Source organism: Isoptericola maris (assembly GCF_048065335.1).
GTDB classification, from domain to species: Bacteria; Actinomycetota; Actinomycetes; order Actinomycetales; family Cellulomonadaceae; genus Isoptericola; species Isoptericola rhizosphaerae.
Map to the genome: position 1 here is coordinate 596,978 of NZ_JBLUNY010000001.1, position 25,381 is coordinate 622,358.

Consider the following 25,381-nt stretch of genomic DNA (forward strand, 5'->3'; position numbering starts at 1 on the left):
TGGCATGCCGACCTCGACCGTCTCGCGCGACGAGAACGTCCAGCGCGTCCGTGAAGGCCTCGGCCTGCTCACCGCGGCGGCGATGCGCCGCCTCGACGAGGAGGTCGCCTGGTACCGCCAGCTCCCCGCCGAGGACCGCTCCTACGTCGCGCTCGTCGCCCAGACCGGCATCAACGCGTTCGTCACGTGGTTCGCGGACCCCCAGCAGACCCCGCACGGGGTCGGCGAGATGTTCGCCGCCGCACCGCCCGAGCTGACCCGCTCGATCTCCCTGCAGCACACGCTGCAGCTCGTCCGTCTCATGGTCGACGTCGTGGAGTCGCACTCGGACCAGATCGCCTCGCCCGGTTACGAGCGTGAGCTGCGGGAGGCGGTGCTGCGCTACTCCCGGGAGGTCGCCTTCTCCGCGGCGGAGGTCTACGCCCGGGCCGCCGAGGTGCGTGGCGCCTGGGACGCCCGCCTGGAGGCACTGGTCGTCGACGCGATCGTGCGTGGCGACACGGACGACGCCCTGCGTTCCCGCGTCTCGGCGCTCGGGTGGACCGGCCGGGGCCACGCGCTCGTCGTCGTCGGCGAAGCCACGACCGGCCTGGACGACGTCGGCACCGCGGACCTGCGGCGCGCAGCCCGGCGCGCGGCCGGTGACACCCTCGTGGGGATCCATGGCGACCGCCTCGTGCTCGTGCTCGGCGGCGAGGGTGACCTCGTCACGGCGGCGAGCTCCCTGATCGGCCGGTTCGGCCCGGGTCCCGTGGTCTTCGGGCCGGTCGTGGCGAACATCACCGAGGCGCCGTCGTCCGCCCGGTCGGCCCTGGCCGGGCTCGCCGCGGCGCCCGCCTGGCCGCAGGCGCCGCGGCCGGTGCTGGCCGACGACCTGCTGCCGGAACGCGTGCTGACCGGCGACCGCACCGCCCGCCGGATCCTCGTCGCGCAGGCGTACCGCCCCTTGCAGGAGGCCACGGGGTCCGTCCTGGAGACACTGTCGGCCTACCTGGGCACGGGCCGCTCGCTCGAGGCGGCCGCGCGCCGGCTCTACGTGCACCCCAACACGGTCAGGTATCGGCTCCGGAAGGTCTCCGAGATCACCGGCTGGGACCCGCTCGACGCCCGCGAGTCGTTCGTCCTGCAGGTGGCGCTGGCGCTCGGCCAGCTCGGCCCCGAGGACTGAGGCGGCCGACGGCGGTTGAGGATTCCCACAATCGCCCACCGTGAGGTTGGTACGGGTCGCCACGCTCCATGGCGGGTTCCAGGTGGCACCGTGGACTCGTGCTCGCCGTCGTCTGCCCTGGACAGGGCTCTCAGACCCCCGGGATGCTCAGCCCCTGGCTGGAGCTGCCCGGAACCACCGACCTGCTCGACTCGTTCTCCGCGGCCGCGGGCTGCGACCTGACGCTGCACGGCACGACCTCGGACGCGGAGACCATCCGTGACACCGCCGTCGCCCAGCCGCTCATCGTCTCGGCCTCCCTGGCCGCCCTGCGGGCGATCCTGGACGGTCGCCCGGCGACCGACGTCGTGGACGTCACGGCCGGGCACTCGGTCGGTGAGCTGTCCGCCGCCGCCGTGGCCGGCGTGCTGGACGACGCCGGAGCCGTCGGCCTCGTGTCGCACCGCGGTCGGGCCATGGCCGACGCCGCGGCGTCGGCCTCGTCCGGGATGAGCGCCGTCGTCGGCGGCGACCCCGACGAGGTGCTGGCCGCCATCGAGGCCGCGGGGCTCTTCCCCGCGAACGTCAACGGCGGTGGACAGGTCGTCGCTGCCGGTGACGACGAGCGCCTCGCCGCGCTCGCCGAGAACCCTCCTGCCCGCACCCGCGTGATCCCGCTCCCGGTGGCCGGCGCCTTCCACACCCCGTTCATGGACGCGGCGCGCACCTCCTTCGAGAAGGTCGCGACGACGTGGCTCGCCACCGACCCGCGCCTGCCGCTGCTCAGCAACGCCGACGGCAGGGACTACTCCGGGCTCGGTGAGGGGGCCCACGGCCACGGCCGCTCCCCGGACGTCCTCGCACGGCTCACTGCGCAGATCACGGCGCCCGTGCGCTGGGACCGGTGCCAGGAGACGCTCGCGGAGCGGGGCGTCACCGGCATCCTCGAGCTGGCGCCCGGCGGTGTCCTGACGGGCCTGGCCAAGCGGGCGCTCAAGGGCGTCGAGTCGGTGGCCGTGAAGTCGCCCGCGGACGTCGAGGCCGCCCGCGATCTGATCGCTCGCCACTCGGCCGTCGGCGCGGCCGCATGAGCGCGCGCAGGACGCTGCGCCAGGCGGAGCCCGTCCGGTACTCGCGGCTCCTCGCCGTCGCCGCCGAGCGCGGCAGCGAGACGGTCACCAACGACGACGTCGCGGGCCCGATCGACTCGTCCGACGAGTGGATCCGTCAGCGCACCGGCATCGTCACGCGTCGTCGTGCCACCGCCGACGTCGACGTCCTCGACCTCGCAGAGGCCGCGGCCCGCAAGGCGATGGACGCCGCCGGCCTGCGCGGTGCCGACATCGACGCGGTGATCCTGTCGACCATCACGTACTTCCACCAGACACCGTCGGGCGCCGCCGTGCTGGCCGACCGTCTCGGGGCGACGCCGGCCGCGGCCTACGACATCTCGGCGGCCTGCGCGGGGTACGCGTACGGCATCGGGCAGGCGGACGCCCTGGTGCGCTCCGGCGCCGCGCGCAACGTCCTGGTGATCGGCGCGGAGAAGCTCAGCGACATCATCGACCCCACCGACAGGTCGATCTCGTTCCTGCTGGGAGACGGCGCGGGCGCGGCCGTCGTGGGCCCTTCCGACGTGCCGGGCATCGGCCCGACCGTCTGGGGCTCGGACGGCTCGAAGGCGCAGGCGATCCGCCAGACGCACTCCCTGCAGGAGCTGGCGGCCGACGGGACGCTCGGCATGCCGACGCTCCGCCAGGACGGCCAGACCGTCTTCAAGTGGGCCAGCTTCCAGATGGCCCCGATCGCGGCCAAGGCGATGGCCGAGGCGGGCGTCGAACCGGGAGACATCCAGGTGTTCGTGCCCCACCAGGCGAACATGCGGATCATCGACCAGATGGTCAAGCAGCTCAAGCTGCCCGAGTCGGTGGTCGTCGCCCGCGACATCGCCGACTCCGGGAACACCTCGGCAGCGTCGATCCCGCTCGCCACCGAGCGGTTGCTCGCCGAGGGCAGCGCGCGTCCCGGCGACCTCGCGCTGCAGATCGGGTTCGGCGCCGGCCTCGTCTACGCCGCACAGGTGGTCGTGCTCCCGTAGCCACGCCCCGTAGAGTCCGAACCCGGTGGTGCGCGAGAATCGCACTGCCACACCCCGACCCGGTGCCGGACGGCCGGTACCCAGTACAAGGAGATACGCACCTCATGGCTCACACTGCTTCCGAGATCCTCGAAGGCCTCGCCGAGATCGTCGCCGAGGAGACCGGCCTGCCGACCGACGCCGTCGTCGCCGAGAAGTCCTTCACCGACGACCTCGACATCGACTCGCTGTCGATGATGACGATCGTCACCCACGCCGAGGACAAGTTCGGCGTCCGCATCCCGGACGACGAGGTCAAGAACCTCGCGACCGTCGGCGACGCCGTGAAGTACATCGAGGGCGCGCAGGCCTGATCTCTCAGTCCTGAGCGGCGTCCCCACGCCGTCGCCGCGCGGGCGGGCCTCCTCGGCCCCGCCCGCGCGGTCCCCCGCACATCGCACGCACTGAACCTTCAGGAGCTCCACCATGACCGCTGCTGCCTCGCGCGAGGTCGTCGTCACCGGCCTCGGCGCCACCACCCCGCTCGGCGGCGACGTGCCCACCACGTGGTCGGCCGCGCTGGCCGGCACCTCGGGCGCACGGACCATGGACAACGACTGGTCGGAGGAGTACGGCATCCCGGTCACCTTCGCCGCGACCATCCAGGTCAAGCCGGAGGAGGTGCTCCCCCGACCCGAGATCAAGCGCATGGACCCGTCCGCGCAGTACGCGATGATCGCGGCTCGCGAGGCCTGGCAGGACGCCGGCGCCCCGGAGGTCGACGGCGAGCGGCTCGGTGCGGTCGTCTCGTCCGGCATCGGCGGCATCTGGACCACCCTGGACGGCTGGGACACCCTGCGGGACCGGGGCGCACGCCGCGTGCTCCCCATGACGGTGCCCATGCTCATGCCGAACTCGCCGGCCGCCTACGTCTCGCTCGAGCTCGGTGCGCAGGCCGGCGCGCACGCGCTCGTCTCGGCCTGCGCCTCCGGCGCCGAGGCGATCGGGTACGGCATGGACATGATCCGCAACGGCCGCGCCGACGTCGTCGTCTGCGGCGGCACGGAGGCGACCATCCACCCGATGCCGATCGCGGCCTTCGCGGCGTCCCGCACCCTGTCCCTGCGCAACGACGACCCGGCCGGCGCCTCGCGCCCGTACGACGTTGACCGCGACGGCTTCGTCATCGGCGAGGGCGCGGCCGTCGTCGTGCTGGAGAGCGCGGAGCACGCCGCTGCCCGCGGCGCCCGGGTGTACGCGCAGCTCGCCGGAGTGGGCCTCTCGGCCGACGCCTACCACATCACCTCCCCGGACCCCGAGGGCAAGGGGCAGGTCTCGGCCATGCGCCGGGCGCTCGCCGACGCCGGCGCGACCGGGCCCGACGTCGTGCACATCAACGCGCACGCCACCTCCACCAAGGTCGGGGACCTGACCGAGACGCGATCGATCCGTGCCCTGCTCGGATCGGACGCCGACCACGTGCAGCTCTCCGCGACGAAGTCGATGACGGGCCACCTGCTCGGTGGTGCCGGGGCGCTGGAGACGTTGTTCGCGGTCAAGGCCGTGCACGAGCGGCTCGCACCACCGACGATCAACGTCGCGAACCCTGATCCAGAGCTCCAGGTCCCGCTGGTCCGCGACCAGCCGTCGGCGCTGCCCGACGGTGACATCGTGGCGCTCAACAACTCGTTCGGGTTCGGCGGACACAACGTGGCGCTGGCGGTGACGAACGTCTGACCCGCGGAGCAGCCCGAGCGGGTGCAACGGCAGACGGCCCGGCGCGAGAGATTCTCGCACCGGGCCGTCTGCCGTTCTCACCCGACGCGGTGCAGCCAGCGCACGGGGGCGCCCTCACCGGCGTACCGGAAGGGCTCGAGCTCGTCGTCCCACGCGCTGCCCAGGACGAGGTTCATCGCTGCCCGCAACGCGTGCGGGTCGTGGATCGACTCCATCGCGCTGCGCACCCTGTCCTCGGGCACGACCACGTTGCCGTGGACGTCGGTCATCGCGTGGAAGAGACCCAGGTCCGGGGTGTGCGACCACCGGGCACCATCCGCCCCATGGCTGGCATCCTCGGTGACCTCGTAGCGCAGGTGGTCCCACCCGCGCAGGGCGGAGGCCAACGCTGCACCCGTCCCCTGGGTGCCCTGCCACGGATATTCCGCGCGGTAGAGCCCTCGGGCCGCCGGCTGTGGCGACCAGTCGAGCGACACGTCTCCGCCCAGCACGTTGCCCGCCGCCCACTCGAGGTGGGGGCAGAGCGCGCGCGGCGCAGAGTGCACGAACAGCACGCCGCGGGTGATTGCGCCAGCCATCTTGTCCTCCCTGGGTTTCGAGGTCCGTCTTCCCCTACGTCCTCAAGACCCATGAAGTTGCTGGTCAGCGCACTTCTTCGGCGTGTCGCGTTGCGTTCCTCGTCACAGTCTGCCCGAACCCCCACGCCCGTGCGAGAGGAATCCAGACATTTGAGGCACCTCAGAGGCGCTCTCGCAGCTCCCGCATGGCCTTCTTCCGGGTTCCCCGCTCGAGGCGGTCCAGGTAGAGCTTGCCGTCGAGGTGGTCGCACTCGTGCTGCAGGCACCTCGCCATGAGGTCGGTCCCCTCGACCACGACCGGCTCGCCGTCCAGGTCGATCCCCTCGACCCGGGCGTACCACGCACGCTCGGTCGGGTAGTAGAGCCCGGGCACGGAGAGGCAGCCCTCGTCGCCGTCCTGCGTCTCCTCGGAGAGGTCGACGATCCGGGGGTTGAGCACGTAGCCGATCTCGTCGTCGACGTTCCACGAGAACGCCCGCAGGCTCACCCCGATCTGGTTGGCGGCCAGTCCGGCACGGCCCTCGGCGTCCACGGTCTCGAGGAGGTCGTCGACGAGCCCACGGACCCGGTCGTCGATCGTCGTGATCTCGTCGCACGCCGTGCGCAGCACGGGGTCGGGCACCACCCGGATCTCTCGCATCGCCATGGCGGTCATTCTTCCACGTCGAGGCCATGACCTGCGGCATCCAGGCGCCCGACGACGGTACGTCACACCGGCGGGTCGGTGACGTTCCGATAGGCTCACGCCGCGCCCCGTTAGCTCAGCTGGTCAGAGCAGTCGACTCATAATCGATCGGTCGCGGGTTCAAGTCCCGCACGGGGCACCATCCCCCCTGCGGGTATCACCAGGCCGCCGCCCGGCCTCTCTTCGGGTATGGACACCGCACGTTCCGTGCTCGTCCTCGACGACAGCTCCGATCTCGCCGAGATGCTGGAGAGCGCCACCTGGCTGAACCGGCGTCGCATCGACGACGTCCAGGTTCGCCTCCGCGCGCTCACCTCCTCGCCGCGAGCCGGGCCCGACTGCGCACCGAGCTGCGGCGGCTCGGCGCCCTGACCGGCCGAGGTGAGTCCGATGGCAGAGATCTGCCGTGACATCGACGAATGGATCGAGGAGGAGGTCTCCCGCCCCATCGAGGAGTGGGAGGAGCGACAGGAGGAGAGGTGCCGCGAGGAGGAGTGCAACTGGTGGATGCTCTGCCTGAACAAGCTCTTCTGCTGGTTGGTGACGGTGCTGGTCAAGGTGGTGCGCTGGATCGTCGTCACCGTCGGGCGCTGGGTGACCCGCACCGTGTGCACGATCATCGCCATCGTCGTCGACCTGGTCGTGGCGCTCGCGACCGGGCTGTGGGACGTCGCCGTCGGCATCTTCACGTGGGACTGGGAGCGGGTGTGGGACGGCTTCGTCACGGTCCTCGGCGGCGCGCTCGTGGCCGTGCTCGGGCTGCTGCGCGTCGGCCTGCTGCTGGACACGGTCGACTTCGTCCGCGAGGAGATCCAGGAGTCGCGGCTGCGCGATCACGTCCGCGGACTGCTCGCTCGCCGGTTCGCCAGGGATCCCGAGGCCCTCGCAGCGGCACGTCGGGCGACGGGAGTGGACCACGGCGCGTTCGGCCTGCGCCTGCTGGGCCGGGCCACGCGGACCTTCGTCCGGTCCGACCGCTCAGGGCCGGACGGCGGCATACCCGAGCTGGTCCGTTGGCACGAGGATCCGGAGCTCGACATCGACGTCCGGGTGCTGGCCGGCTACGACAGCGAGGGCTTCTGGCGACACGGGCGCCCGCAGGTCGTCGGGGCCGATGAGAGGCAGGTGGACGCCTACCTGCGCGACCGCGGTGGCCGCAGCTTTCGGATCTACCCGATGAGCGAGGGCACCCTGCGGCACAAGACGTCTGTCTGTGCGCGTCGACCCGGTGGGTGCACGCGAGGACCTCCCGACGCCGCACGCCGGGACGGTCTTCGCGTATGCGGGCACTCTCATCGGGCTGAGCGCCCACCTGGACGACGCCACCGGCGTCGACGGCACGCCGTTCCCCGGGAGCTTCACGTCGGGGGTGTCCGTGCGGGACCGCGTCCCCGACCTCGTCTACGAGTACGTCCTCGCGCACGAGCTGGGCCACTACTTCGGTCTGACCCATGTGGGCGGGTACCACCGGATCATGTACACGGCGAACCCCGATGCCGAGACGGCGCCCGTCACGTGGTGGACGCTGCCGTCACTCATCCTCGTCGAGCAGCAGCCCAAGTTCGTGCTCGACGAGGCCAAGGCGGTGTGGGACTACATCGTCGCGGGCTTCCCGACGGAGGCGCTCACGACGCGCGCGCACTGACGCACGTCGTGAGTGCTCGTGTCGCTACTTCTTGAAGGCGTCCCTCACGTTGTCCCCCGCCTGCTTGAAGTTGGCCTTGGACTGGTCCGTCTCGCCCTCCGCCTGCAACTTCTCGTCGTCCGACGCCTTGCCCGCGCCTTCCTTGAGCTTGCCCGCCGCCTCTTCCGCGGCGTGCTTGGCCTTGTCGCCGATACCCATGAGTGGCCTCCTTCGTCGGGCTATCGACGATACGAGCGCCAGCGTGTCGTCGCACCCGGGACATCGGCTGTCCGGCGGCCGCTACCGTGGCCCCATGTTCTCGCGCCGCCGACAGCTCACGCCCGCCGCCCGCCGTGCCGTCCCCGTCCGGGGAGGCGAACGGCACCTGGCAGCGGCCGAGCTGGCCGACGGCGGCCGGGCCGTGGCGACGACGGCGAGCCTGGCGGTCGTCAGCGGCGGCGACGACGCTCTGCTGACGCTGCGGCGCCCGTGGTGCGACGTCGACCGGGCGGCGTTCGACCCGGAGCGGTCGGTGCTGACGGTGGAGTGGGTCGACGCCGAGCCCGACCTGCGCCTGCAGATGACCGACCCGACGGTGACCGACCTTCCCGCCGTCCTGCACGAACGCGTCCTGTGGTCCGTCGTCCTGGCCGAGACCGTGGACGTGCCGGGCGGTCGGGTGAAGGTGGCGGTGCGGCGCCGGCCCGACGGCTCGCTGTTCTCCCAGGCGCTCGCCGAGGAGGGTGTCGACCTCGCCCGGCCGGAGATCGCCCACGTGGTGAACGCCACCGAGTCCAACCTGCGGGGTGCGTGCGGACTACCCCTGTGAACCTGGTATTGTTTTCCCCGGTTCGCCGATCCCGCGTAGCTCAGCTGGCAGAGCATCCGACTGTTAATCGGACGGTCACTGGTTCAAGTCCAGTCGCGGGAGCACCAGAAGAGGCCCTGTCACCGAGTTCGGTGACAGGGCCTCTTTGCCGAGGTTCCTTCCGTAGCGGAATATCGCACCGCCGCCGCACGCTTGCCAGTGACGTGGCCCACAACACCTCCGTCGGACTGCGTTCCGAACGCGGACCGATCCTCCTCGCCCTCATGCTCTCCACAGCGTTGGTCGCGCTGGACGCGACGATCATCGCGACCGCGTCGGCGACCATCGCCAGAGACCTGGGCGGGTTCGAGCAGCTCCCGTGGCTCTTCTCGACCTATCTCCTGGCGCAGGCGGTGGGGACGCCGCTGTCCGGCCGCCTGGCGGACGTCCTCGGCCGCAAGCGCATGATGCTGGCCGGTGTCGCGCTGTTCTTCCTCGGGTCGGTGCTCTGCGGGGCCGCATGGTCGATGGGTGCCCTCATCGCGGGCCGCGTCCTGCAAGGGCTGGGCGCAGGTGCCGTGATGCCGGCGTCGCTGACCATCGCCGCGGACATCTACACGCTCGAGGAGCGCGCCAGAACGCAGGGCTATCTCGCGTCGGTGTGGGCGATCTCGTCGGTCGTCGGCCCGACGCTCGGCGGGGTCTTCTCGGAGTTCGTGAGCTGGCGCTGGATCTTCTTCGTCAACATCCCGCTCTGCGCGTTCGCCGCCTGGATGCTGGTGCGCCGCTACCACGAGTCCCCACGCGAGGGCGCACGGGAGCCCATCGACTACCTCGGTGCGGCCCTGCTGGCGAGCGGCAGCACCTTCCTGCTCCTGGGACTGCTGGAGGGCGGCAGCTCGTGGAGCTGGGACTCCCCCGCGTCCGTGGCGATCTTCGTGGCCGCCGCGGCCCTGCTCGCCGGGTTCGGGCTGCGGGCGCGCCGTGCGCGGCACCCGATCATCGACCTGGGCATCCTGCGACGGCGGGTGGTCGCCGTCCCCACAGCCGTGGCGCTGATGGTCGGCGTCATCGTGCTGGGGCTGGCCACCTACGTCCCGATCTACGCTCAGGGGGTGCTCGGCGTCGGACCCCTGGTGGCCGGCTTCGCCCTCGCGGCGATGATGGTCGGGTGGCCGCTGTCCGCCACCAACGCCGGCAGCCTCTACCTCCGGATCGGGTTCCGGCTGACCGCGATGATCGGTTCGTCCCTCGTGCTCACCGGGCTGGCGCTCGCCCTGCTGCTCGGCGCGTCGAGCACGGTCGTCGCCGTCGCCGGCGTGTGCTTCCTGGTGGGCGTCGGGATGGGCCTCACCGCGGTTCCCACCTTGATCGCCGCCCAGTCGTCGGCGTCCTTCTCCGAGCGCGGCGCCGTGACGGGGACCAACATGTTCGCCCGGTCGCTGGGTTCCGCCGTCGGGGTCGCCGTCTGCGGGGCGATCGTCAACGCCCGCACCACCGCGGGGCCGGACGGCGTCCCGGAGGGTCCCGGACTCCTGTCGGCGATGCACGTCGTGTTCATCATGCTGGCCGTGTGCGCCGTGGTCCTCGTGGCGCTGACCACGCTGATGCCGGTCGACCGGCAGGAGGCGCGCGGACGCCGCGCGGGTGTGGCGGAGGATCCCGCCCCCACCCGCGCGGCATAGCGGCGGTCAGGTGGTCAGTCCGCGTCCCGGGCAGCTCGAGCCGCACCGAGCTCGGAGCTCTCACCAGCCGTGGACAGCTTCCCCGACGCCGACTCGAGGTGTGCCCGCACGAACCAGTGGAACTGCTCCAGGTCGCCCAGGTGCCCGATCAGCATGTCGTTGGTGACGTCGTCGAGCTCCTCGGTCGCCTTGGCGGCCTCGCGATGTGCGGTGATGACGCCCTCGTAGACCTCGTCGAGCGCGCCGAGGTGCTCGATGGTCGTGGCCCTGCCGAGGTGGTAGTCCTCCCAGGTGCGGGACGCGACGAGGGCTCCCGGCGTGCCCACGGGCTCCGCACCGAGCGTCGCGATCCGCTCGGCCGTGGCGTCCGTCATCAGGCGCACCGCGTCGACCTGCGGGTCGAGCATCTCGTGCACCGCGATGAAGTGCGGGCCCACTACGTTCCAGTGGACGTGCTTGAGGGTCAGGTGCAGGTCGGTGAGCGAGTTCAGCCGGTCCTGCAGGATCTCGGCGACCTTCGCACCGGCCTCGGCCGTCAGCGACGGCACGGTATAGGTGGGCACGTGCTTGGCAGCGGACATCAGCAGCTCCTTCTCTCGGGTCCGCCCATCGTGCCCAGGTGTGCTCGCCGCCGCGACCGGGGCGTCACGCGCTGTCGCGCAGCTCGCGACGCTCCTTCTCGATCGCGACGAGGCGTTCGAAGGCGATCCGGTAGGCCTCGGCGTCCGCAGCCGGGTCGAGCCGCTGGACGCGGCTCTTGGCATCCGCGATGCGGCGCGTGAGGCCGAGGTCGATGACCTTGCGGACGACGTCGGCCACGTAGGCCGCGATCACGTTCTCCCGGTCCTCGGGCACGGGAGCCACGGCCAGCTCCGTGACGAGGGGCCCGACGGCGTCGCCAGCCTCTTCGACCACCGACTCGACCCAGCGGCTCCCGCCGAGCCCTCGGCCGGTGCCGACGCCGCCGGCCGCCCGGACGGCTGCGTGCACGGCACGCCACGCGGGCGTGGCGAACGCGTCCTCGTCCAGCCCGTCGAACGTCGCGGGGACGTGCTGGGGATACTGCAGCGCGACGACCAGGGCGAGCCGCTCGATGCGCGCCACCGGGTCGCGCGGGTCCGGTGCCGTCACCAGGGGCGTGACCGGCCCGTCCGTGCCCGACGCCGGCGCCTCGGCGCGCGAGCCCCGGACGTCGCGCTCGTCCCGCCGTCGGCCCGGCGCAGGGCGTCCGGAGACGCTGCCCACCTCTCGGCGGACCTCGTCCGGGTCGAGGCCGATCCACCGGGCGAGAGAGCGGCTGTAGCCGAGCTGCATCGAGCGGTCACGGATACCGGCCACGAGCGGCGCCGCTGCTCGCAGCGCGCCCACCCGGCCCTCGACGGTCTCGAGGTCGTAGGCGTCCAGGGTGGTGCGGATGACGAACTCGAACAGCGGGACACGGCCGTCCACGAGGGACTTGACCGCCTCGGGGCCGCGAGCCATGCGCAGGTCGCAGGGATCCATGCCGCTCGGCTCGACGGCCACGAACGTCTGGGCGTGGAAACGCTGGTCCTCGCCGAACGCCCGCATCGCCGCCTTCTGCCCGGCGGCGTCGCCGTCGAACGTGAAGATGATCTCGCCGCCCAGGGAGGCACCCGAGGCGAGCTGGAGGCCGCCACCGGCGGTGGTGTCCCCCATGAGCCGCCGCACCACCTTGGCGTGGTCGCCGCCGAACGCGGTACCGCAGGTCGCCACGGCCACCTCGACGCCGGACAGGTGGGCCGCCATGACGTCGGTGTACCCCTCCACGATCACCACGCGCTTGGACTGCGCGATCGCACGCTTGGCCAGGTCGATGCCGTACAGGACGTGCGCCTTCTTGTAGAGGCTGGTCTCGGGGGTGTTGAGGTACTTGGGTCCCTGGTCCTCGTCGAACAGCTTGCGTGCGCCGAAGCCGATGACCGCACCGGTGACGTCGCGGATCGGCCAGACGAGCCGGCCGCGGAAGCGGTCGTAGATGCCGCGCTGGCCCTGGCTGACGAGCCCGGAGGCAACGAGCTCCGCCTGGGTGAAGCCGCGGCCCTGCAGGTGGCGCATCAGTGCGTCCCATCCGGTGGGCGCGAAGCCGAGACCGAACGTCTCGGCGTCGTCGCGGCCGAAGCTGCGCTCGGCGAGGAACGCCCGCGCGGCCTGCGCCCCGGGGGCGAAGAGCTGGTCGGCGTAGAACTCCGCGGCGACGCGGTGGGCCTCGATGAGCCGCTGCCGCCGTCCCGGCTCCTCCCGGGGTCCGCGCTGGGCGGCACCGCCGGTTCGCGAGTCCTCGTAGCGCAGCTGCATGCCGACCCGGTCCGCGAGGTGCTCGACGGCGTCGGTGAAGCCCATGCCGTCGATCTTCTGCACGAACGAGATGACGTCGCCGCCCTCGCCGCAGCCGAAGCAGTGCCAGCGGCCGACCCCCGGGCGCACGTGGAACGACGGCGTGCGCTCGTCGTGGAAGGGGCAGAGACCCTTCATCGAGCCGACGCCGGCCGTCTTCAGGGTGACGTACGCCGAGACGATCTCCTCGATCCGCGCGCGCTCGCGAACGGCCTCGACGTCCTCCCGTTTGATCAGCCCAGCCACGCAGGGAGTCTATGCCCGGGAGAGAGCCCCCTCCCGCGCTCGTGCACAACGCCGGGCGTAGGCGGCCGGTGTCGTGCCGAGGACGCGGGCGAAGTCGGCCCCGAGGTGCGCCTGGTCGTAGTAGCCGACCGTTGTCGCCAGCATGGCGAGGTCGGCCGAGGGGTCCGCTGCGAGCGCCTCCGCCGCCACGTGCACCCGGTGGCGCGCCAGCACCCACTTGGGGCTCACGCCGACCCAGTGGGCGAACAGCCGCTGCAGCGTGCGTGGTGTGGTCCCGGCGAGCGTCGCGAGGTCGGGCACGGTGGCGTGCGGGCCGACGGCGCCGCTCACGACCGCGCTCAGCACGTCGGCCACCTGGGCGAGCGCCGCGGCCGACCGCCGGGTGCGCCCGCGCTCCGCGGCGGCGAGCAGCAGGGGCGTCACCGCGGCGACCGCCTCGGCGTCGCGCCCGTCCCGCGCCGCGAGGACGGCTGCTGCTCCCGCGGTGCCGGCCGCCGGTCCGAGCACCCGTTCAGCGGGCAGCACGACGTCGGGCCGGACGGAGTCCGGGTGGTCGACCAGCAGGCGCAGCGCTCCGGGGCGGAGCTTGGTCCCGACGACGGCGCCGCTCCCTCGCAGCGTCCGGTCGAACAGCCCGGAGGGGATGCCGTGTGCGGCGAACACGTCGGCCTCGGCGACGACATTGGCGTGCGGGTGCGGGATGACGGTCTGAGTGAACTCCGCGCCGGGCGGCAGGTCCCAGCGGATCACCCAGTGCCGCTCGACGACGTCGGCCAGGTCGGGTGCCGGCTCCAGCCGGACGAGCTCGAACGCGCGGCGCGCCGCCGCCGGGTCCACGATGCCCGCCTCGCCCCGTGGCCCGGGCACCGGTCGCTCGAACACCTGTCGCATTCTTCCAAGAATGGCACGCACCGCCGACAGCACCATGGGAGCACGACCACCACCAGACCGGGAGGAACCATGGACCTGTCCCCGCTGCACCCCAACCTGACCGTCGCCGACCCCCGTGCCGCCATCGACTTCTACGTCGCCGGCCTCGGCGCCGAGCTCCTCGACGAGATCACCGCCGGCGACGCGATCATCCACTCCGACCTGAGGATCACGACGGCGCGCGGCAGCTCGACGTTCACCGTGGCCGCGGCGTTCCCGGGGGCCGGCACCGTCGCTCCCGAGCCGGACGGCGGCACGACGGCGTCGTTCACGCTGCACGTCGAGGACACCGACGCCGCGCACGACCGCGCCGTCGCGGCGGGCGCCACCAGCGTGCAGCCTCCGGAGGACTGGTTCTCCGGCTTCCGGCAGGCCGCCGTGCGATGCCCGGCCGGGCACCGCTGGTTCCTCGTGACCGTCGCCGACCACGTCACCACCGCGGACATCCAGCGGGCCAGCGACGCGTGGACGGCCGACCAGCAGTCGTGACGTCGTTGCGGCGACGGGCCGGTGCCGCACCGGCGCCGCCCGCGTCCGGATAGGGTGCGGAGAATGCCCACCGCCGCGCAGATCGTGACCTTCGACGACGCACCCGGACCACCCGGCAGCACGCCGTGGGTGGACGGCGCCCTCCTCGAGACCGACGTGGCGATCGCCGACCACGACCCGGCCTGGGCAGACCGCTTCGCGCAGGTCGAGAGCCTGGTCCGCGGGGCGCTGGACTTCCGCGCGCTCGTCGTGGAGCACGTGGGGTCCACCGCGGTGCCGGGCCTGCCGGCCAAGCCGATCATCGACATCGACCTCACGGTCGCCGACTCCACCGACGAGCAGGCGTACGTGCCCGCCCTGACCGCTGCCGGGTTCGTGCTCCGCGTGCGCGAGCCGTGGTGGTACGAGCACCGGTGCCTCCGCCACGACGGCCTGCCGACCAACCTGCACGTCTGGTCCCCGGGGAGCCCGGAGGCGTTCCGGCACCGCCTGTTCCGCGACTGGCTGCGCTCCGCGCCCGAGGACCGCGCCCGCTACGGGCACGCCAAGCTCGCAGCGGCCGAGGCGGCGAACGCGGCCGGAGAGCACGTCATGCAGTACAACGCCCGCAAGCAGCAGGTCGTGCGGGAGATCTACGCGCGCGCCTTCGCCGCGGCAGGGCTCGTCTGACCCGCCGGCCCGGTACGCGGTCAGTCGCCGCGCACCAGCCGCGCGTGCAGCTGCATCGCCGAGACGTCGGTGAGCGAGGCCACCTGGTCGACGACGACGCGCAGCCGGGCGTCGTCGTCGGCCGCCTCGGCCCAGTCGGCCGCGAAGGCCGGCTCCAGCGCCACCGGCGCCCGGTCCGCGATCGCCGTCACCAGGTCGGCGATGATCTCCCGCTGCGCACCGTAGACCGGCTCGGACTCGCGCGGCGCCATCACGTAGGTCACGGCCACGCCCTTGAGCGCGAGGATCTCGTCGGCCGTGTCGTCCGGGACCACCAGCCGGGCGGAGTACCGGGTGAGCGGGCCGTCGCCGTAGACGTCACGCGTCGCGCGCTGCGCCGCGCCGCTGAACCGGCCGATGAGCTGGCTCGTGGCGTCCTTGAGCGCGGCGAGCGACCGCCGTGAGCCGTCGAAGTCGGTCACGAGATGGCCGGTGCCCAGCAGCCGGCACAGGGCGGCGTCGAGCGCCTCGGGGTCGTGCCAGTCGCCGTACCAGGACCGCACGTGCTCCACCACCCGCCGGCGCTCGGACTCGTCGTCCAGCAGGCGCAGGTCCACCCGGCCGCCGACCACGGCGTCCTCGACGTCGTGCACCGAGTAGCTGATGTCGTCGGCCAGGTCCATCACCTGGGCCTCCATGCAGCGCACTCCCCCGCGCGGCGCTCCCTGGCGCAGCCACGCGAACACCGGGGCGTCGTCCGGGTAGACACCGAACTTGTGGGTGGAGCGGCCGTCGGGCCGTGGCGGTCCCTCGCCGAGACGCCACGGGTACTTGACGCTGGCGTCCAGCGAGGCACGCGTGAGGTTCAGACCGCGGGGGGCGCCGTCGTCGGCGATGATCTTCGGCTCGAGGCGGGTCAGGAGCCGCAACGTCTGGGCGTTGCCCTCGAACCCGCCGATGCCGGCCGCGATGTCCGCGAGCGCCCGCTCGCCGTTGTGCCCGAACGGCGGGTGGCCGAGGTCGTGCGTCAGGCAGGCCGTGTCCACGAGGTCGGGGTCGCAGCCCAGCGCGCGGCCCATCTCGCGCCCCACCTGGGCGACCTCGAGGGAGTGGGTCAGGCGCGTCCGTACGAAGTCGTCGCTGCCGGGGGTGAGCACCTGGGTCTTGGCGCCGAGGCGGCGCAGCCCCGAGGAGTGCACCACCCGCGCCCGGTCCCGCTCGAAGGGCGTGCGGTGCTTCGACTTGGCGGGCTCGACCGCCCACCGCTCGGTGTCGGCGTCGGTGTACGACGCCGTACCCTCCTCGCCCGGGGCGGGGCGCGGCCCGGTCCCGACGACGGTCGGGTCGAACGCGTCCTGCGAGAACGTCTGCACGGGGAGCAGCCTACCGAGCACCACCGACGGTGCTCACGGCGTCAGCGCCCGGTAGACGGCGGTACGCAGCTCCTGCTCCCAGGCGGCGTACTGCGGCATATCCGCCGCGCGGGCGGCGGCGAGCTCGGCGTCGACGTCGTAGGGCAGCCGCACGAGCTGCAGGCCGAACGGAGCGGGGTAGACGGTGTCGGGCACGCCCTCGAGGATCGCGTAGGCGGCGCTCGGCTCGTCGAGGGCGTTGCCGACGCTGCCGACGTTGAACAGCGTGCGGCCGCGGTCCGTCTCGACGTAGGCGTCGTGCACGTCGCCGTAGCCCACCATGTCGGGCTCCGGGCCGGGACCGGTGAGCTCGGTGGCGGCGAACATGCCGGCGAACTCCTCCGGCGTGTGGTGGAAGTGCACGCGCGTGTGCACGCTGGCCGCCGAGGCGTGGAACAGGCGGATGCGCCGACCGGACAGCCGCAGGTCGTGGCACAAGGGTCGGCGCCGGATCGCCGCGAGCCGGTCGGCGCCGACCTCGTCGCGCCACCACACCATCTCCGGCGCGCCGTCGTCGGGGATCTGCGGCAGGAAGTCGTCCCAGTTGCCGCGGACGTTGACCTCGCACACCTGCGTGGTGCGGTCGACGACGGCGCGCCCGCGCGGCCCCTTGCCGACGTCGTCGCCCAGGTTGACGATGCGCTCGATCCCGCGTGCCGCGACGTCCGCGAGCACGGTGTCGAGCGCGGTGAGGTTGCCGTGGACGTCGGAGATGATCGCGATCCGCTCGGTGGCCACGCCCGATGCTCCCACAGCCGACGGCTACGCCCGCCCCGTCCTCTCGAGGACGCCGCGCAGGTAGTCGATCTGCGCGGCGTGCTCCAGGGAGTCGACGGCGATGCTCACGAGGCGGGCACCGAGCGTCACCGGCGGGTCCCACGACCGGTCGACCACAGTCTCCAGGTCGACGTCGGCCAGACCGGTGAGCACGTCGAGGGACTCGTTCTGGACGTCCTCGACGTAGCCCAGCAGCAGCTCGGCAGGTGCGCGTACCGCTGCGACGTCGTCCGCGGTGTGGCCGTTGCCGGAGTCCTCCGGGCCGAACGGCAGCGCGAACTTCTCGTCCCACGCGCCCGCGGTCCACACCTGTTCACGCTCGCAGGCTTCGGACACCTGCAGGTCCTGCCCCCGTGCGGCGTGCCAGGCGAGCCACGCGATGGTGTTCGACGCCGGGTCGAGCCGTGCCGTCAGGGCGTGGTCGGACACCCCCTCGACGCCACGGCGCAGCGTGGGCCCGATCCGTGCGTACAGGTCCTCCAGCAGCTGCATGCCGTCCATCAGTCCTCCGTGCTTCCGGGTGGTTCGGCTCGGGGCGGGCCTCAGCGTCGGCGGCGGCCGAGCGCCCACCCGGCGGCGAGCGCGACCGCGATCCCGACGACCTGCCCGCCGAGGATCACCTTGTTCAGGTCGAGCACGGGCTGCCAGCGGGCACCCTCCGGCGAGACGACGTAGACGCCGAGCGGCTTGACCTGGAGACCGAAGCCGCCGCCCCCGCCCCCACCTTCGCCCGACCCTTCGCCGTGGGTCTCGGCGCGGATCTCGCCCTGGGCGTCACCGGAGGCGTCACCCGCGTCGGACCCGTTCGCCGAGTCGTCGCCGGGCTCGTCGGCAGCCCTGGAGCGCGAACCGAGCTGGAAGCTCCGGGACCAGCCGCCGAGGTGGCCGGAGCCCTTCCCCGTGCCGGTCCCCTGCCCGGAGCCGTGGCCTGCGCCCGTGCCGCCGCCACCTCCGGAGCCCGTGCCGATCCCGCCCCAGACCTTGGCGACGGGGATGACGAGGTGGCCCTGATGCTCATAGGGCTCGCCGTACGCGCGGCGCACGGAGAACGAGTCGTCGGCGGCGTCGGTGAGGCGCCCGAGATCCGGGGTGTAGCTGCGCGTGTCATCCGTCATGCGCCCAGGCTATGGCCGCGGTGTGACCACCGCCACAGGCCGGGCCGATGTTCGTCAGCCCTTCACCGACCCGGCCGTCAGACCGCCGACGATGTACTTCTGCAGGAACAGGAACAGCGCGAGGATCGGGATCGTCGAGATGACGGCGCCGGCGGCGAACAACCCCCAGTTGGCCTCGAGCAGGCTGGACACCCACGAGTAGAGGCCGACGGCGAGGGTCCAGTTCGACTCGGACTGCAGCAGCACGCGCGCGATGACGAACTCGCCGAACGTCGCGATGATCGACAGCAGCGCGACGACGGCGAGGATCGGCGTGACCAGCCGCAGGATGATCGTCCAGTAGGTCTGCGCGTGCGTGGCGCCGTCGATCTTCGCGGCCTCGTCCAGCTCGCGCGGGATCGTGTTGAAGAACCCGTACATCAGGAACGTGTTCACGCCCAGCGCCCCGCCCAGGTAGACGCACACGAGCGCCACCTTGGAGTTGAGCCCGAGGGCCGGCACCACCTCTCCGAGGCTGATGAGCAGCAGGAAGATCGCCACGAACGCGAGCATCTGCGGGAACATCTGCACGATCAGCAGCGTCGTGAGCCCGGCCCGGCGGCCCTGGAAGCGGAACCGGCTGAGGGCGTACGCCGCGGCCGCCCCCATCAGCACGGTGCCGATCGAGGTCACCACCGCCACCTGGACCGAGTTGACGAACCAGGACCAGAACGCCGTGCCGGACAGTGCGGCGTAGTTCCCGCCGTCGATCGTGTCGAAGAGCTGGTTGGACCCCGTCAGGGTGCCGCCCTCGGAGAGCGACGCCGAGAGCACGTAGACGATCGGGAACACGGCGTAGACGACGAACACGACGCCGACGACGTGCCGCCAGCCGGTCTCGGCGAACCAGCGTCCGGCGGGCTGCCGACGACGGGACGCCGCCGCCACCGGACGTGCGGCACGGTTCTCGGGGAGCGTGGAGGCGGTCATGTCAGTTGATCTCCTCGAGCGAGCGGGTCCGCTTGAAGGCGATGGCCGAGATCGTCGCGATGATCACGAAGATGACGATGGACAAGGCACTGGCCAGACCGAAGTTCTTGGGCGCGCTGCCGTCCAGCCCGGCCACGGAGTAGACCATCGTGATGAGGATGTCGGTGTGGCCGAGCGGCACGGACGCGTCGTCGAACCGCGGCCCGCCGCCGGTGAGCATGTAGATCAGCGCGAAGTTGTTGAAGTTGAACGCGAAGCTCGAAATGAGCAGCGGCGTGGTGGAGACGAGCAGCAACGGCATCGTCACCGAGCGCCACGTGCGCAGCCGCCCCGCGCCGTCGATCTTCGCCGCCTCCATCACGTCCGTGGGCAGCGACTGCAGCGCCCCCGTGCAGATGAGGAACATGTAGGGGAAGCCGAGCCACAGGTTGACCGCGATGATCGAGAACTTCGCGAGCCAGGGGTCGGTGAGCCACGGGATCGCGGCCCCGCCGAGCAGCACCTGGTTGACGAACCCGAAGCTGCGGTTGAGCAGCCCCGACCACAGCAGCGGGGCGACGAACCCGGGGATCGCGTACGGCAGGATCAGCAGCGTGCGGTAGAGCTTGCGGCCCCGGATCGGGGCGTTGAAGACGGTCGCCAGGAACATCCCGAGCAGGAACGTGGTGGCCACCGAGGCGAACGCGAACACGAAGGTCCACACCACGACCTTGAAGAACGGGCCCGCGTACCGGGAGTCGGAGAACGCGGTGGTGAAGTTGTCGAACCCGACGAACACGCGCCAGCCCACCTGCAGGGTGGTGCCGTCGGCAGCCTCGAACTGCCCGTCGTCGTTCGGGGTGTAGACCGTGCCCGTGACGGTGTCCGTCATGGTGTCGGCAGTCTCGTCGTAGACGAGCGTCGGGGTGAACACGTACCCGGTGCGGGCGTCCTGGGTCCGGACCGAGCCGTCGTTCGGGTCGTCGGAGACGGGCACCCGCAGCGCCGTGACCTCGCTCTGGCGCTCGAGGATCTCCTGGCGGTCCAGGACGTCCCACCCGTCGACGGCGGCGACCTGTCCGTCCGTCACCGTGGCCTCGACGGAGGCGAGCGCGTCGTCCGCGTCGCCCACCGCCGTCGTGCCGTCCGGCCGGACCACGGCGAAACCGAGGTCGTCGCCGTCGCTCACGACGGTCAGCGGCAGGCTGGGCGAGCCCTCGACACGACGTTCGTTCTGCGCCAGCAGCGCGACGACCGCGTCATCCTTGGTCGAGTTGTGACCGTCACCGTAGTTCGTGAAAGCCACCCAGCCGGTGTACGCGATCGTGAAGATCTGGAACGTGAACAGGAAGACCAGGCCGGGCAGCACGTACTTCAGCGGCACGGTGCGCCGGGAGAAGTACACCCAGTTCGCGACGGCGAGCATCGCCACCATCGCGCCGAGCACGATCCACGACTCGGCGACCCACGCCGACCAGACGACGTAGACGCCGAACGCGTCCACGACGGCCATCAGGGCGAGCTTGGCCACGAAGCCGGGGCCGTAGCGCCCGGCCGGGGACTCGTCGCGCCGCGCGGTCCGACGGCGGCGCTCGTCAGGGGGCGGGGTGGCGTCGCCAAACGTCTCGCGGGCGTCGGCGACGTGCTGCAGGTCGGTCATCGGTGGCCTTCCGGGCTGGCGTGCCGGGCCGCGGCGTCACCGCGGCCCGGCACAGGGAGGTCAGGACGTCAGGAGTCGAGCGCGCCCTCGATGTCCGAGATCATCTTGTTCCACGCCTCGGCCGGCTCGGCCTTGCCGGAGATGATGCCGGCCTCGGTCACGCCCCAGAAGGCCCACACCGAACCCATCTCGGGGATGGAGGGCATCGGCACGGCGTCGGCGCCGACCTCGCGGAAGCCCCCGACGATCGGGTCAGACGACGCGGCGTCGGCAGCGGCCGTCAGTGCCGGCGGACGGCCGCCCGCCTCGAAGAGCGCCGTCTGCGCCTCCTCGGTGGACAGGTAGTTGACCAGGAAGTCGTTGGCGAGCAGGGCGTTCTCGCTCTTCGCGCTGACGTAGAAGCCCTGGACGCCGACGAACGGCTGGGCGGGCTCGTCACCGGGAGCCGGGACGGGGTCGATCGCCAGGTCCAGGTCGGAGAACTGCTCCAGCATCCACGGCCCGCCCACGATGAAGGGCGACTCGCCGTTGGCGAACGCCTCGACCGCGATGTCGTAGGTGGTGTCGATGGTCAGGTTGCCGGCTTCGCCCTGGTCGGCGAGCCACTGCGCGTAGGCCTCGCCGTTCTCGCCGCCCATGGCGAGCTCCGGGGCGTAGGAACCGTCGGCGTTCTGCTCGAACACCGGGGCGCCGAACGACGTCTGGAACGGGTAGTACGTGTACGGGTCACCGTTCTCCCCGTCGGACTGGACGAGGAACGGGAACTTCGTCCCCGCGTCCTTGCCGGCGGCGATCGCGTCGTCCCACGTGGCCGGGGCGGAGTCCGCCAGCTCGGTGTTGCGGATCAGGGCGATGTTCTCGATCGCGTACGGCAGGCCGTAGACCTGCTCGTCGGCGGTGAACGCCTGGACGGCGACCTCCTCGAACTCGGCGGCCTTGTCGCCGAGCTCGACGGGTGCCACGACGCCGTTGGTGATGAGCTCGCCGAGCCAGTCGTGCGCTCCGACCGTCACGTCGGGGCCCTCGCCGGTGGGGACCTGCGCGATGAAGTCGGCGCGGATGTCCTCGAACGGCTTGAGGACGAGCTCGACCTCCGCGCCCGTCTCGGCCTCGAAGTCCTCGGCGGCGGCCTCGACGGCAGCCTGCCGGGTCTCGTCGACCCAGACCGTCAGGGCGCCGCCGTCCGCGGCGGTGTCCTCGGCGGCCGACTCCTCGGTGTTCCCCTCGGCTGCCTCACCGGCATCGTCGGTCCCGCCGCACGCCGACAGGGCGAGGGTGGTGACCAGGGCGGAGGCAAGAAGGATGCTCCGTCGCATCGTGGTACTCCCAGCATCAGAAGGATGGCCCGACGGCTTGGACGCCGGTGGGCCCTGCTGGCGGAGAATCTAGGAGGTTCAGTCGCCTTTTGCAAGATCTTGCAATAACATTTCTGCAACACGACGTACGAACTGGCGTCCAGCCGATGGTCGCCCAGGACGAGGGGGTCCGTTGTCACCTACGATCGGCGGCGTGCGAACCCGACTGAGCGACCTGGCCGAGCAGGCCGGCGTCTCCACCGCAACGGTTTCGCGCGTGCTCAACGGCAAGCCAGGCGTCGCCAGCTCGACGCGACAGGCCGTCCTGGCCGCCCTCGACGTCCTCGGGTACGAGCGGCCCACCGCCCTGCGTGGGCGCTCGGCCGGGCTCGTCGGCCTGGTCGTCCCCGAGCTGACGAACCCCGTCTTCCCCGCCTTCGCGCAGGCCGTCGAATCGATCCTGGCGCAACGCGGCTACACGCCGCTGCTGTGCACCCAGGCACCCGGCGGCACCACGGAGGACGAGTACGTCTCCACGCTGGTGGACCACTCCGTCGACGGCATCGTCTTCATCTCCGGTCTGCATGCGGACACCCGGGCGGACCACACCCGCTACGAGCTGCTGCGCGGACAGGGCATCCCCATCGTGCTGGTCAACGGCTACGCCCCGGGGATCGACGCACCGTTCGTCTCCCCCGACGACGTCGCCAGCGTGGACGTCGCGGTCCAGCACCTGGTGACGCTGGGTCACCGCCGGATCGGCCTCGCGATCGGGCCCGAGCGGTACGTCCCGGCCCAGCGCAAGGTGGCCGCGTTCATGGCGGCGCTCGTGCGGCACGGGCTGGCCGACGACGAGGCCGACGCGCGCGGCCACGTCACCAGCACGCTGTACACGCTGGAGGGTGGTCAGGCCGCCGCCGCGGAGCTCCTCGCCTCCGGCCACACGGCCGTCGTCTGCGGCTCGGACCTGATGGCCCTCGGGGTCGTGCGGGCTGCCCGGGCGCGCGGGCTCCGCGTCCCGGAGGACGTCTCGGTCGTCGGGTACGACGACGCTCCGCTCATCGCCTTCACCGACCCGCCGCTGACCACCGTGCGCCAGCCGGTCGAGGCGATGGCCCACGCCGCGGTCAGCGCGCTGCTGACCGAGATCGGCGGCGACCCGGCCCCGCGCACGGAGCTGCTGTTCGCACCGGAGCTGGTGGTGCGCGGATCCACGGGCATCGCCCCCCGCGCCTGATTTGCGCGCACCCAGCCTGCCACGCAGGCTGGTCTGCAAGTGCGACACGCCCGGGCGCGCCCCGCGCCAGCGTTGCAAACCTTGCAGCAAGGAATACACTCGACCGACATACCTACCGCCGACTCATCGAGGACCCTCATGGCCACCACCGAGCCGACCCCTCCGACGCCCGCGCCGCTCACCGCCGACGGCACCGTGCACGTCGGATCCGCCGCAGCCCGCGAATGGTGGCGCGACGCCGTCATCTATCAGGTCTACCCGCGCTCCTTCGCGGACGGCAACGGCGACGGCATCGGTGACATCCCGGGCATCACGTCCCGGCTCGACCACCTGCAGACCCTCGGGGTCGACGCCGTCTGGCTCTCGCCGTTCTACCGGTCCCCGCAGAAGGACGCCGGCTACGACGTCGCCGACTACCGCGACGTCGACCCGCTGTTCGGCACCCTCGCCGACTTCGACGCGATGCTGGCCGGCGCCCACGAGCGCGGCATGCGGGTCATCGTCGACCTGGTCCCGAACCACACCTCGGACCAGCACGTCTGGTTCGCCGAGGCGCTGGCCGCCGAGCCCGGGGCGCCCGCGCGCGACCGCTACATCTTCCGCGACGGCCGCGGGCCGGACGGCTCCGAACCGCCCAACAACTGGCAGTCGATCTTCGGCGGCGCGGCCTGGACGCGCGTCGACGACGGCCAGTGGTACCTGCACCTGTTCGACGCCTCCCAGCCCGACCTGGACTGGAACCACCCCGAGGTCCGCGCGGAGTTCGAGGACGTGCTGCGGTTCTGGCTCGACAAGGGCGTGGACGGGTTCCGCATCGACGTCGCCCACGGCATGGTCAAGGCCGACGGCCTGCCGGACTGGCACGGTCACGTCTCGATGGTCGAGGGCAGCGCCGCCGAGGAGGACCAGCCCGTCGACCCCGGCGCGCCCGAGGACGGCTCCACCGGTGCCGGCAACCAGGGCCCGATGTTCGACCAGGACGGCGTCCACGAGATCTACCGGTCCTGGCACCGCGTGCTCGCCGAGTACGACGGCGACCGCTGCCTCGTGGCCGAGGCATGGGTGGAGCCCCTCTCCCGCCTGGCGCGCTACGTGCGACCGGACGAGATGCACCAGGCGTTCAACTTCTCGTTCCTGACCACCGCGTGGGACGCGGCCGCTCTGCGCCGCGTGATCGCGGCGTCGTACCGTGCCAACGACGAGGTGGGCGCCCCCACGACGTGGGTCCTGTCCAACCACGACGTGGTGCGCCACGCCACCCGCCTCGGGCTGCCGGAGGTGGGCGTGCGCCCGAACGGCGTGTTCGCGACCGACCCGCAGCCCGACGAGGAGCTGGGTCTGCGCCGGGCGCGGGCCGCCTCGCTGCTCATGCTCGGCCTGCCTGGCTCGGCCTACCTCTACCAGGGCGAGGAGCTCGGCCTGCCCGAGCACACGACACTGCCGAACGAGGTGCGCCAGGACCCCGGACACTTCCGCACCGGTGGCGCCGAGGCCGGCCGCGACGGCTGCCGCGTGCCGCTGCCCTGGGAGGCCGACGCCCCCGGGTACGGGTTCGGACCGTCCGGTGAGACCTGGCTCCCCCAGCCCGAGTCCTACGGCCGCTACGCCGCCGACACCCAGTACGGCGTCGACGGCTCGACGTTCGAGCTGTACCGGGCGGCGCTGGCGACGCGGCGCGCCGAAGGGCTCGGGCACGGCGGGCTGACCTGGCTCGAGGCCTGGGCCGACTCCCCCGACGTCGTGGCGTTCGTCGACCGTGGCGTCGCCGTCGTGGCGAACCTGGGATCCGATCCGGTCGCGCTGCCCGAGATCGAGGTGCTCCTTGCCTCCGGCGACCTTGCCGAAGGCATGCTCCCGGCCGACACGACGGTCTGGCTGCGCGTCTGACGCTCCGAGGGTTCGCGCCGAGGTAGTGGGGCGGTCTCGGC

The 25,381-nt window shown here is 72.1% G+C and carries 26 protein-coding genes and 2 tRNA genes; 15 read left to right on the top strand and 13 right to left on the bottom strand.

Features of this window, described 5'->3' with window-relative positions; all coding sequences use genetic code 11:
* Nucleotides 1–4: 4 nt before the first annotated feature.
* The 5 genes from ACH5HR_RS03000 (at nucleotide 5) to ACH5HR_RS03020 (ending at nucleotide 4,961) form a co-directional block, all read left to right on the top strand.
* Nucleotides 5–1,168 carry a PucR family transcriptional regulator gene (locus ACH5HR_RS03000; RefSeq protein WP_416476171.1) on the top strand — a complete coding sequence of 388 codons (1,164 nt, stop codon included), beginning with the start codon at nucleotides 5–7 and terminating at the stop codon, nucleotides 1,166–1,168.
* A 98-nt stretch (nucleotides 1,169–1,266) separates the two neighbouring features.
* Nucleotides 1,267–2,238 carry an ACP S-malonyltransferase gene (locus tag ACH5HR_RS03005; RefSeq protein WP_416476172.1) on the top strand — a complete coding sequence of 324 codons (972 nt, stop codon included), beginning with the start codon at nucleotides 1,267–1,269 and terminating at the stop codon, nucleotides 2,236–2,238.
* Nucleotides 2,235–3,245, top strand: coding sequence for a beta-ketoacyl-ACP synthase III (locus tag ACH5HR_RS03010; RefSeq protein WP_402371309.1), 1,011 nt, complete (start codon nucleotides 2,235–2,237; stop codon nucleotides 3,243–3,245). The genes ACH5HR_RS03005 and ACH5HR_RS03010 overlap by 4 nt, the downstream gene beginning before the upstream one ends.
* A gap of 104 nt (nucleotides 3,246–3,349) precedes the next feature.
* Nucleotides 3,350–3,598 carry an acyl carrier protein gene (locus ACH5HR_RS03015; RefSeq protein WP_106269616.1) on the top strand — a complete coding sequence of 83 codons (249 nt, stop codon included), beginning with the start codon at nucleotides 3,350–3,352 and terminating at the stop codon, nucleotides 3,596–3,598.
* A 112-nt stretch (nucleotides 3,599–3,710) separates the two neighbouring features.
* Nucleotides 3,711–4,961, top strand: a complete 1,251-nt coding sequence (locus ACH5HR_RS03020; RefSeq protein WP_416476174.1) for a beta-ketoacyl-[acyl-carrier-protein] synthase family protein — start codon at nucleotides 3,711–3,713, stop codon at nucleotides 4,959–4,961.
* 77 nt (nucleotides 4,962–5,038) lie between these two features.
* On the opposite strand, the gene ACH5HR_RS03025 is transcribed toward ACH5HR_RS03020, so the two are convergent.
* A complete protein-coding gene (locus ACH5HR_RS03025) occupies nucleotides 5,039–5,539 on the bottom strand; it encodes a DUF3145 domain-containing protein (protein ID WP_402371305.1) in 501 nt (166 codons plus the stop codon).
* Nucleotides 5,540–5,699: 160 nt separating this feature from the next.
* Nucleotides 5,700–6,185, bottom strand: a complete 486-nt coding sequence (def, locus tag ACH5HR_RS03030; RefSeq protein WP_402371302.1) for a peptide deformylase — start codon at nucleotides 6,183–6,185, stop codon at nucleotides 5,700–5,702.
* A 104-nt stretch (nucleotides 6,186–6,289) separates the two neighbouring features.
* Between def and ACH5HR_RS03035 the strand changes: the two genes are divergently transcribed.
* The 3 genes from ACH5HR_RS03035 (at nucleotide 6,290) to ACH5HR_RS03045 (ending at nucleotide 7,869) form a co-directional block, all read left to right on the top strand.
* Nucleotides 6,290–6,366 (top strand) — tRNA-Ile (locus tag ACH5HR_RS03035).
* A 47-nt stretch (nucleotides 6,367–6,413) separates the two neighbouring features.
* Nucleotides 6,414–6,596, top strand: coding sequence for a hypothetical protein (locus tag ACH5HR_RS03040; RefSeq protein WP_416476176.1), 183 nt, complete (start codon nucleotides 6,414–6,416; stop codon nucleotides 6,594–6,596).
* Nucleotides 6,597–7,437: 841 nt separating this feature from the next.
* Nucleotides 7,438–7,869: a hypothetical protein gene (locus ACH5HR_RS03045; protein WP_416476177.1), complete on the top strand. Its 432-nt coding sequence runs from the start codon at nucleotides 7,438–7,440 to the stop codon at nucleotides 7,867–7,869.
* 24 nt (nucleotides 7,870–7,893) lie between these two features.
* Here ACH5HR_RS03045 and ACH5HR_RS03050 read toward each other — a convergent pair whose 3' ends face one another.
* Nucleotides 7,894–8,067, bottom strand: a complete 174-nt coding sequence (locus ACH5HR_RS03050; RefSeq protein WP_402371295.1) for a CsbD family protein — start codon at nucleotides 8,065–8,067, stop codon at nucleotides 7,894–7,896.
* 94 nt (nucleotides 8,068–8,161) lie between these two features.
* Here ACH5HR_RS03050 and ACH5HR_RS03055 point away from each other — a divergent pair, with 94 nt between their 5' ends.
* The 3 genes from ACH5HR_RS03055 (at nucleotide 8,162) to ACH5HR_RS03065 (ending at nucleotide 10,341) form a co-directional block, all read left to right on the top strand.
* Complete coding sequence (locus ACH5HR_RS03055) at nucleotides 8,162–8,677, top strand: hypothetical protein (protein ID WP_402371293.1); 516 nt, start codon at nucleotides 8,162–8,164, stop codon at nucleotides 8,675–8,677.
* 29 nt (nucleotides 8,678–8,706) lie between these two features.
* Nucleotides 8,707–8,779 (top strand) — tRNA-Asn (locus ACH5HR_RS03060).
* A gap of 101 nt (nucleotides 8,780–8,880) precedes the next feature.
* On the top strand, nucleotides 8,881–10,341 hold the full coding sequence (locus ACH5HR_RS03065; RefSeq protein ID WP_416476179.1) for an MDR family MFS transporter: 1,461 nt from the start codon (nucleotides 8,881–8,883) through the stop codon (nucleotides 10,339–10,341).
* Between the two features lie 14 nt (nucleotides 10,342–10,355).
* Here ACH5HR_RS03065 and ACH5HR_RS03070 read toward each other — a convergent pair whose 3' ends face one another.
* The 3 genes from ACH5HR_RS03070 to ACH5HR_RS03080 form a co-directional block, all read right to left on the bottom strand.
* Nucleotides 10,356–10,922 carry a Dps family protein gene (locus ACH5HR_RS03070; RefSeq protein ID WP_416476180.1) on the bottom strand — a complete coding sequence of 189 codons (567 nt, stop codon included), beginning with the start codon at nucleotides 10,920–10,922 and terminating at the stop codon, nucleotides 10,356–10,358.
* A 64-nt stretch (nucleotides 10,923–10,986) separates the two neighbouring features.
* Nucleotides 10,987–12,942 (bottom strand): DNA primase, encoded by a 1,956-nt coding sequence (dnaG, locus tag ACH5HR_RS03075; protein WP_402371286.1) that lies wholly within the window; start codon nucleotides 12,940–12,942, stop codon nucleotides 10,987–10,989.
* A 9-nt stretch (nucleotides 12,943–12,951) separates the two neighbouring features.
* Nucleotides 12,952–13,824 (bottom strand): AraC family transcriptional regulator, encoded by an 873-nt coding sequence (locus ACH5HR_RS03080; RefSeq protein ID WP_402371284.1) that lies wholly within the window; start codon nucleotides 13,822–13,824, stop codon nucleotides 12,952–12,954.
* A 78-nt stretch (nucleotides 13,825–13,902) separates the two neighbouring features.
* On the opposite strand from ACH5HR_RS03080, the gene ACH5HR_RS03085 reads away from it, so the two are divergent.
* Together ACH5HR_RS03085 and ACH5HR_RS03090 are read left to right on the top strand one after the other, a co-directional pair.
* Complete coding sequence (locus ACH5HR_RS03085) at nucleotides 13,903–14,361, top strand: VOC family protein (RefSeq protein ID WP_416476182.1); 459 nt, start codon at nucleotides 13,903–13,905, stop codon at nucleotides 14,359–14,361.
* 63 nt (nucleotides 14,362–14,424) lie between these two features.
* Complete coding sequence (locus tag ACH5HR_RS03090) at nucleotides 14,425–15,030, top strand: GrpB family protein (protein WP_416476184.1); 606 nt, start codon at nucleotides 14,425–14,427, stop codon at nucleotides 15,028–15,030.
* Between the two features lie 20 nt (nucleotides 15,031–15,050).
* On the opposite strand, the gene ACH5HR_RS03095 is transcribed toward ACH5HR_RS03090, so the two are convergent.
* From ACH5HR_RS03095 to ACH5HR_RS03125, 7 genes are all read right to left on the bottom strand, one after another.
* Nucleotides 15,051–16,382: a deoxyguanosinetriphosphate triphosphohydrolase gene (locus ACH5HR_RS03095; RefSeq protein WP_402371278.1), complete on the bottom strand. Its 1,332-nt coding sequence runs from the start codon at nucleotides 16,380–16,382 to the stop codon at nucleotides 15,051–15,053.
* 33 nt (nucleotides 16,383–16,415) lie between these two features.
* On the bottom strand, nucleotides 16,416–17,159 hold the full coding sequence (locus ACH5HR_RS03100; RefSeq protein ID WP_416476186.1) for a metallophosphoesterase family protein: 744 nt from the start codon (nucleotides 17,157–17,159) through the stop codon (nucleotides 16,416–16,418).
* Between the two features lie 24 nt (nucleotides 17,160–17,183).
* Nucleotides 17,184–17,699 (bottom strand): mycothiol transferase, encoded by a 516-nt coding sequence (locus ACH5HR_RS03105; protein WP_402371275.1) that lies wholly within the window; start codon nucleotides 17,697–17,699, stop codon nucleotides 17,184–17,186.
* A 41-nt stretch (nucleotides 17,700–17,740) separates the two neighbouring features.
* Nucleotides 17,741–18,313: a hypothetical protein gene (locus tag ACH5HR_RS03110; RefSeq protein WP_402371273.1), complete on the bottom strand. Its 573-nt coding sequence runs from the start codon at nucleotides 18,311–18,313 to the stop codon at nucleotides 17,741–17,743.
* A gap of 54 nt (nucleotides 18,314–18,367) precedes the next feature.
* Nucleotides 18,368–19,282, bottom strand: coding sequence for a sugar ABC transporter permease (locus tag ACH5HR_RS03115; protein WP_416476189.1), 915 nt, complete (start codon nucleotides 19,280–19,282; stop codon nucleotides 18,368–18,370).
* Nucleotide 19,283: 1 nt separating this feature from the next.
* Nucleotides 19,284–20,921, bottom strand: coding sequence for an ABC transporter permease subunit (locus ACH5HR_RS03120; protein ID WP_416476191.1), 1,638 nt, complete (start codon nucleotides 20,919–20,921; stop codon nucleotides 19,284–19,286).
* 68 nt (nucleotides 20,922–20,989) lie between these two features.
* Nucleotides 20,990–22,237 carry a sugar ABC transporter substrate-binding protein gene (locus ACH5HR_RS03125; RefSeq protein WP_416476192.1) on the bottom strand — a complete coding sequence of 416 codons (1,248 nt, stop codon included), beginning with the start codon at nucleotides 22,235–22,237 and terminating at the stop codon, nucleotides 20,990–20,992.
* A 193-nt stretch (nucleotides 22,238–22,430) separates the two neighbouring features.
* Here ACH5HR_RS03125 and ACH5HR_RS03130 point away from each other — a divergent pair, with 193 nt between their 5' ends.
* Nucleotides 22,431–23,453: a LacI family DNA-binding transcriptional regulator gene (locus ACH5HR_RS03130; protein WP_402371265.1), complete on the top strand. Its 1,023-nt coding sequence runs from the start codon at nucleotides 22,431–22,433 to the stop codon at nucleotides 23,451–23,453.
* A 138-nt stretch (nucleotides 23,454–23,591) separates the two neighbouring features.
* Nucleotides 23,592–25,340, top strand: a complete 1,749-nt coding sequence (locus ACH5HR_RS03135) for a glycoside hydrolase family 13 protein (protein ID WP_416476194.1) — start codon at nucleotides 23,592–23,594, stop codon at nucleotides 25,338–25,340.
* The last annotated feature ends 41 nt before the right edge of the window (nucleotides 25,341–25,381 follow it).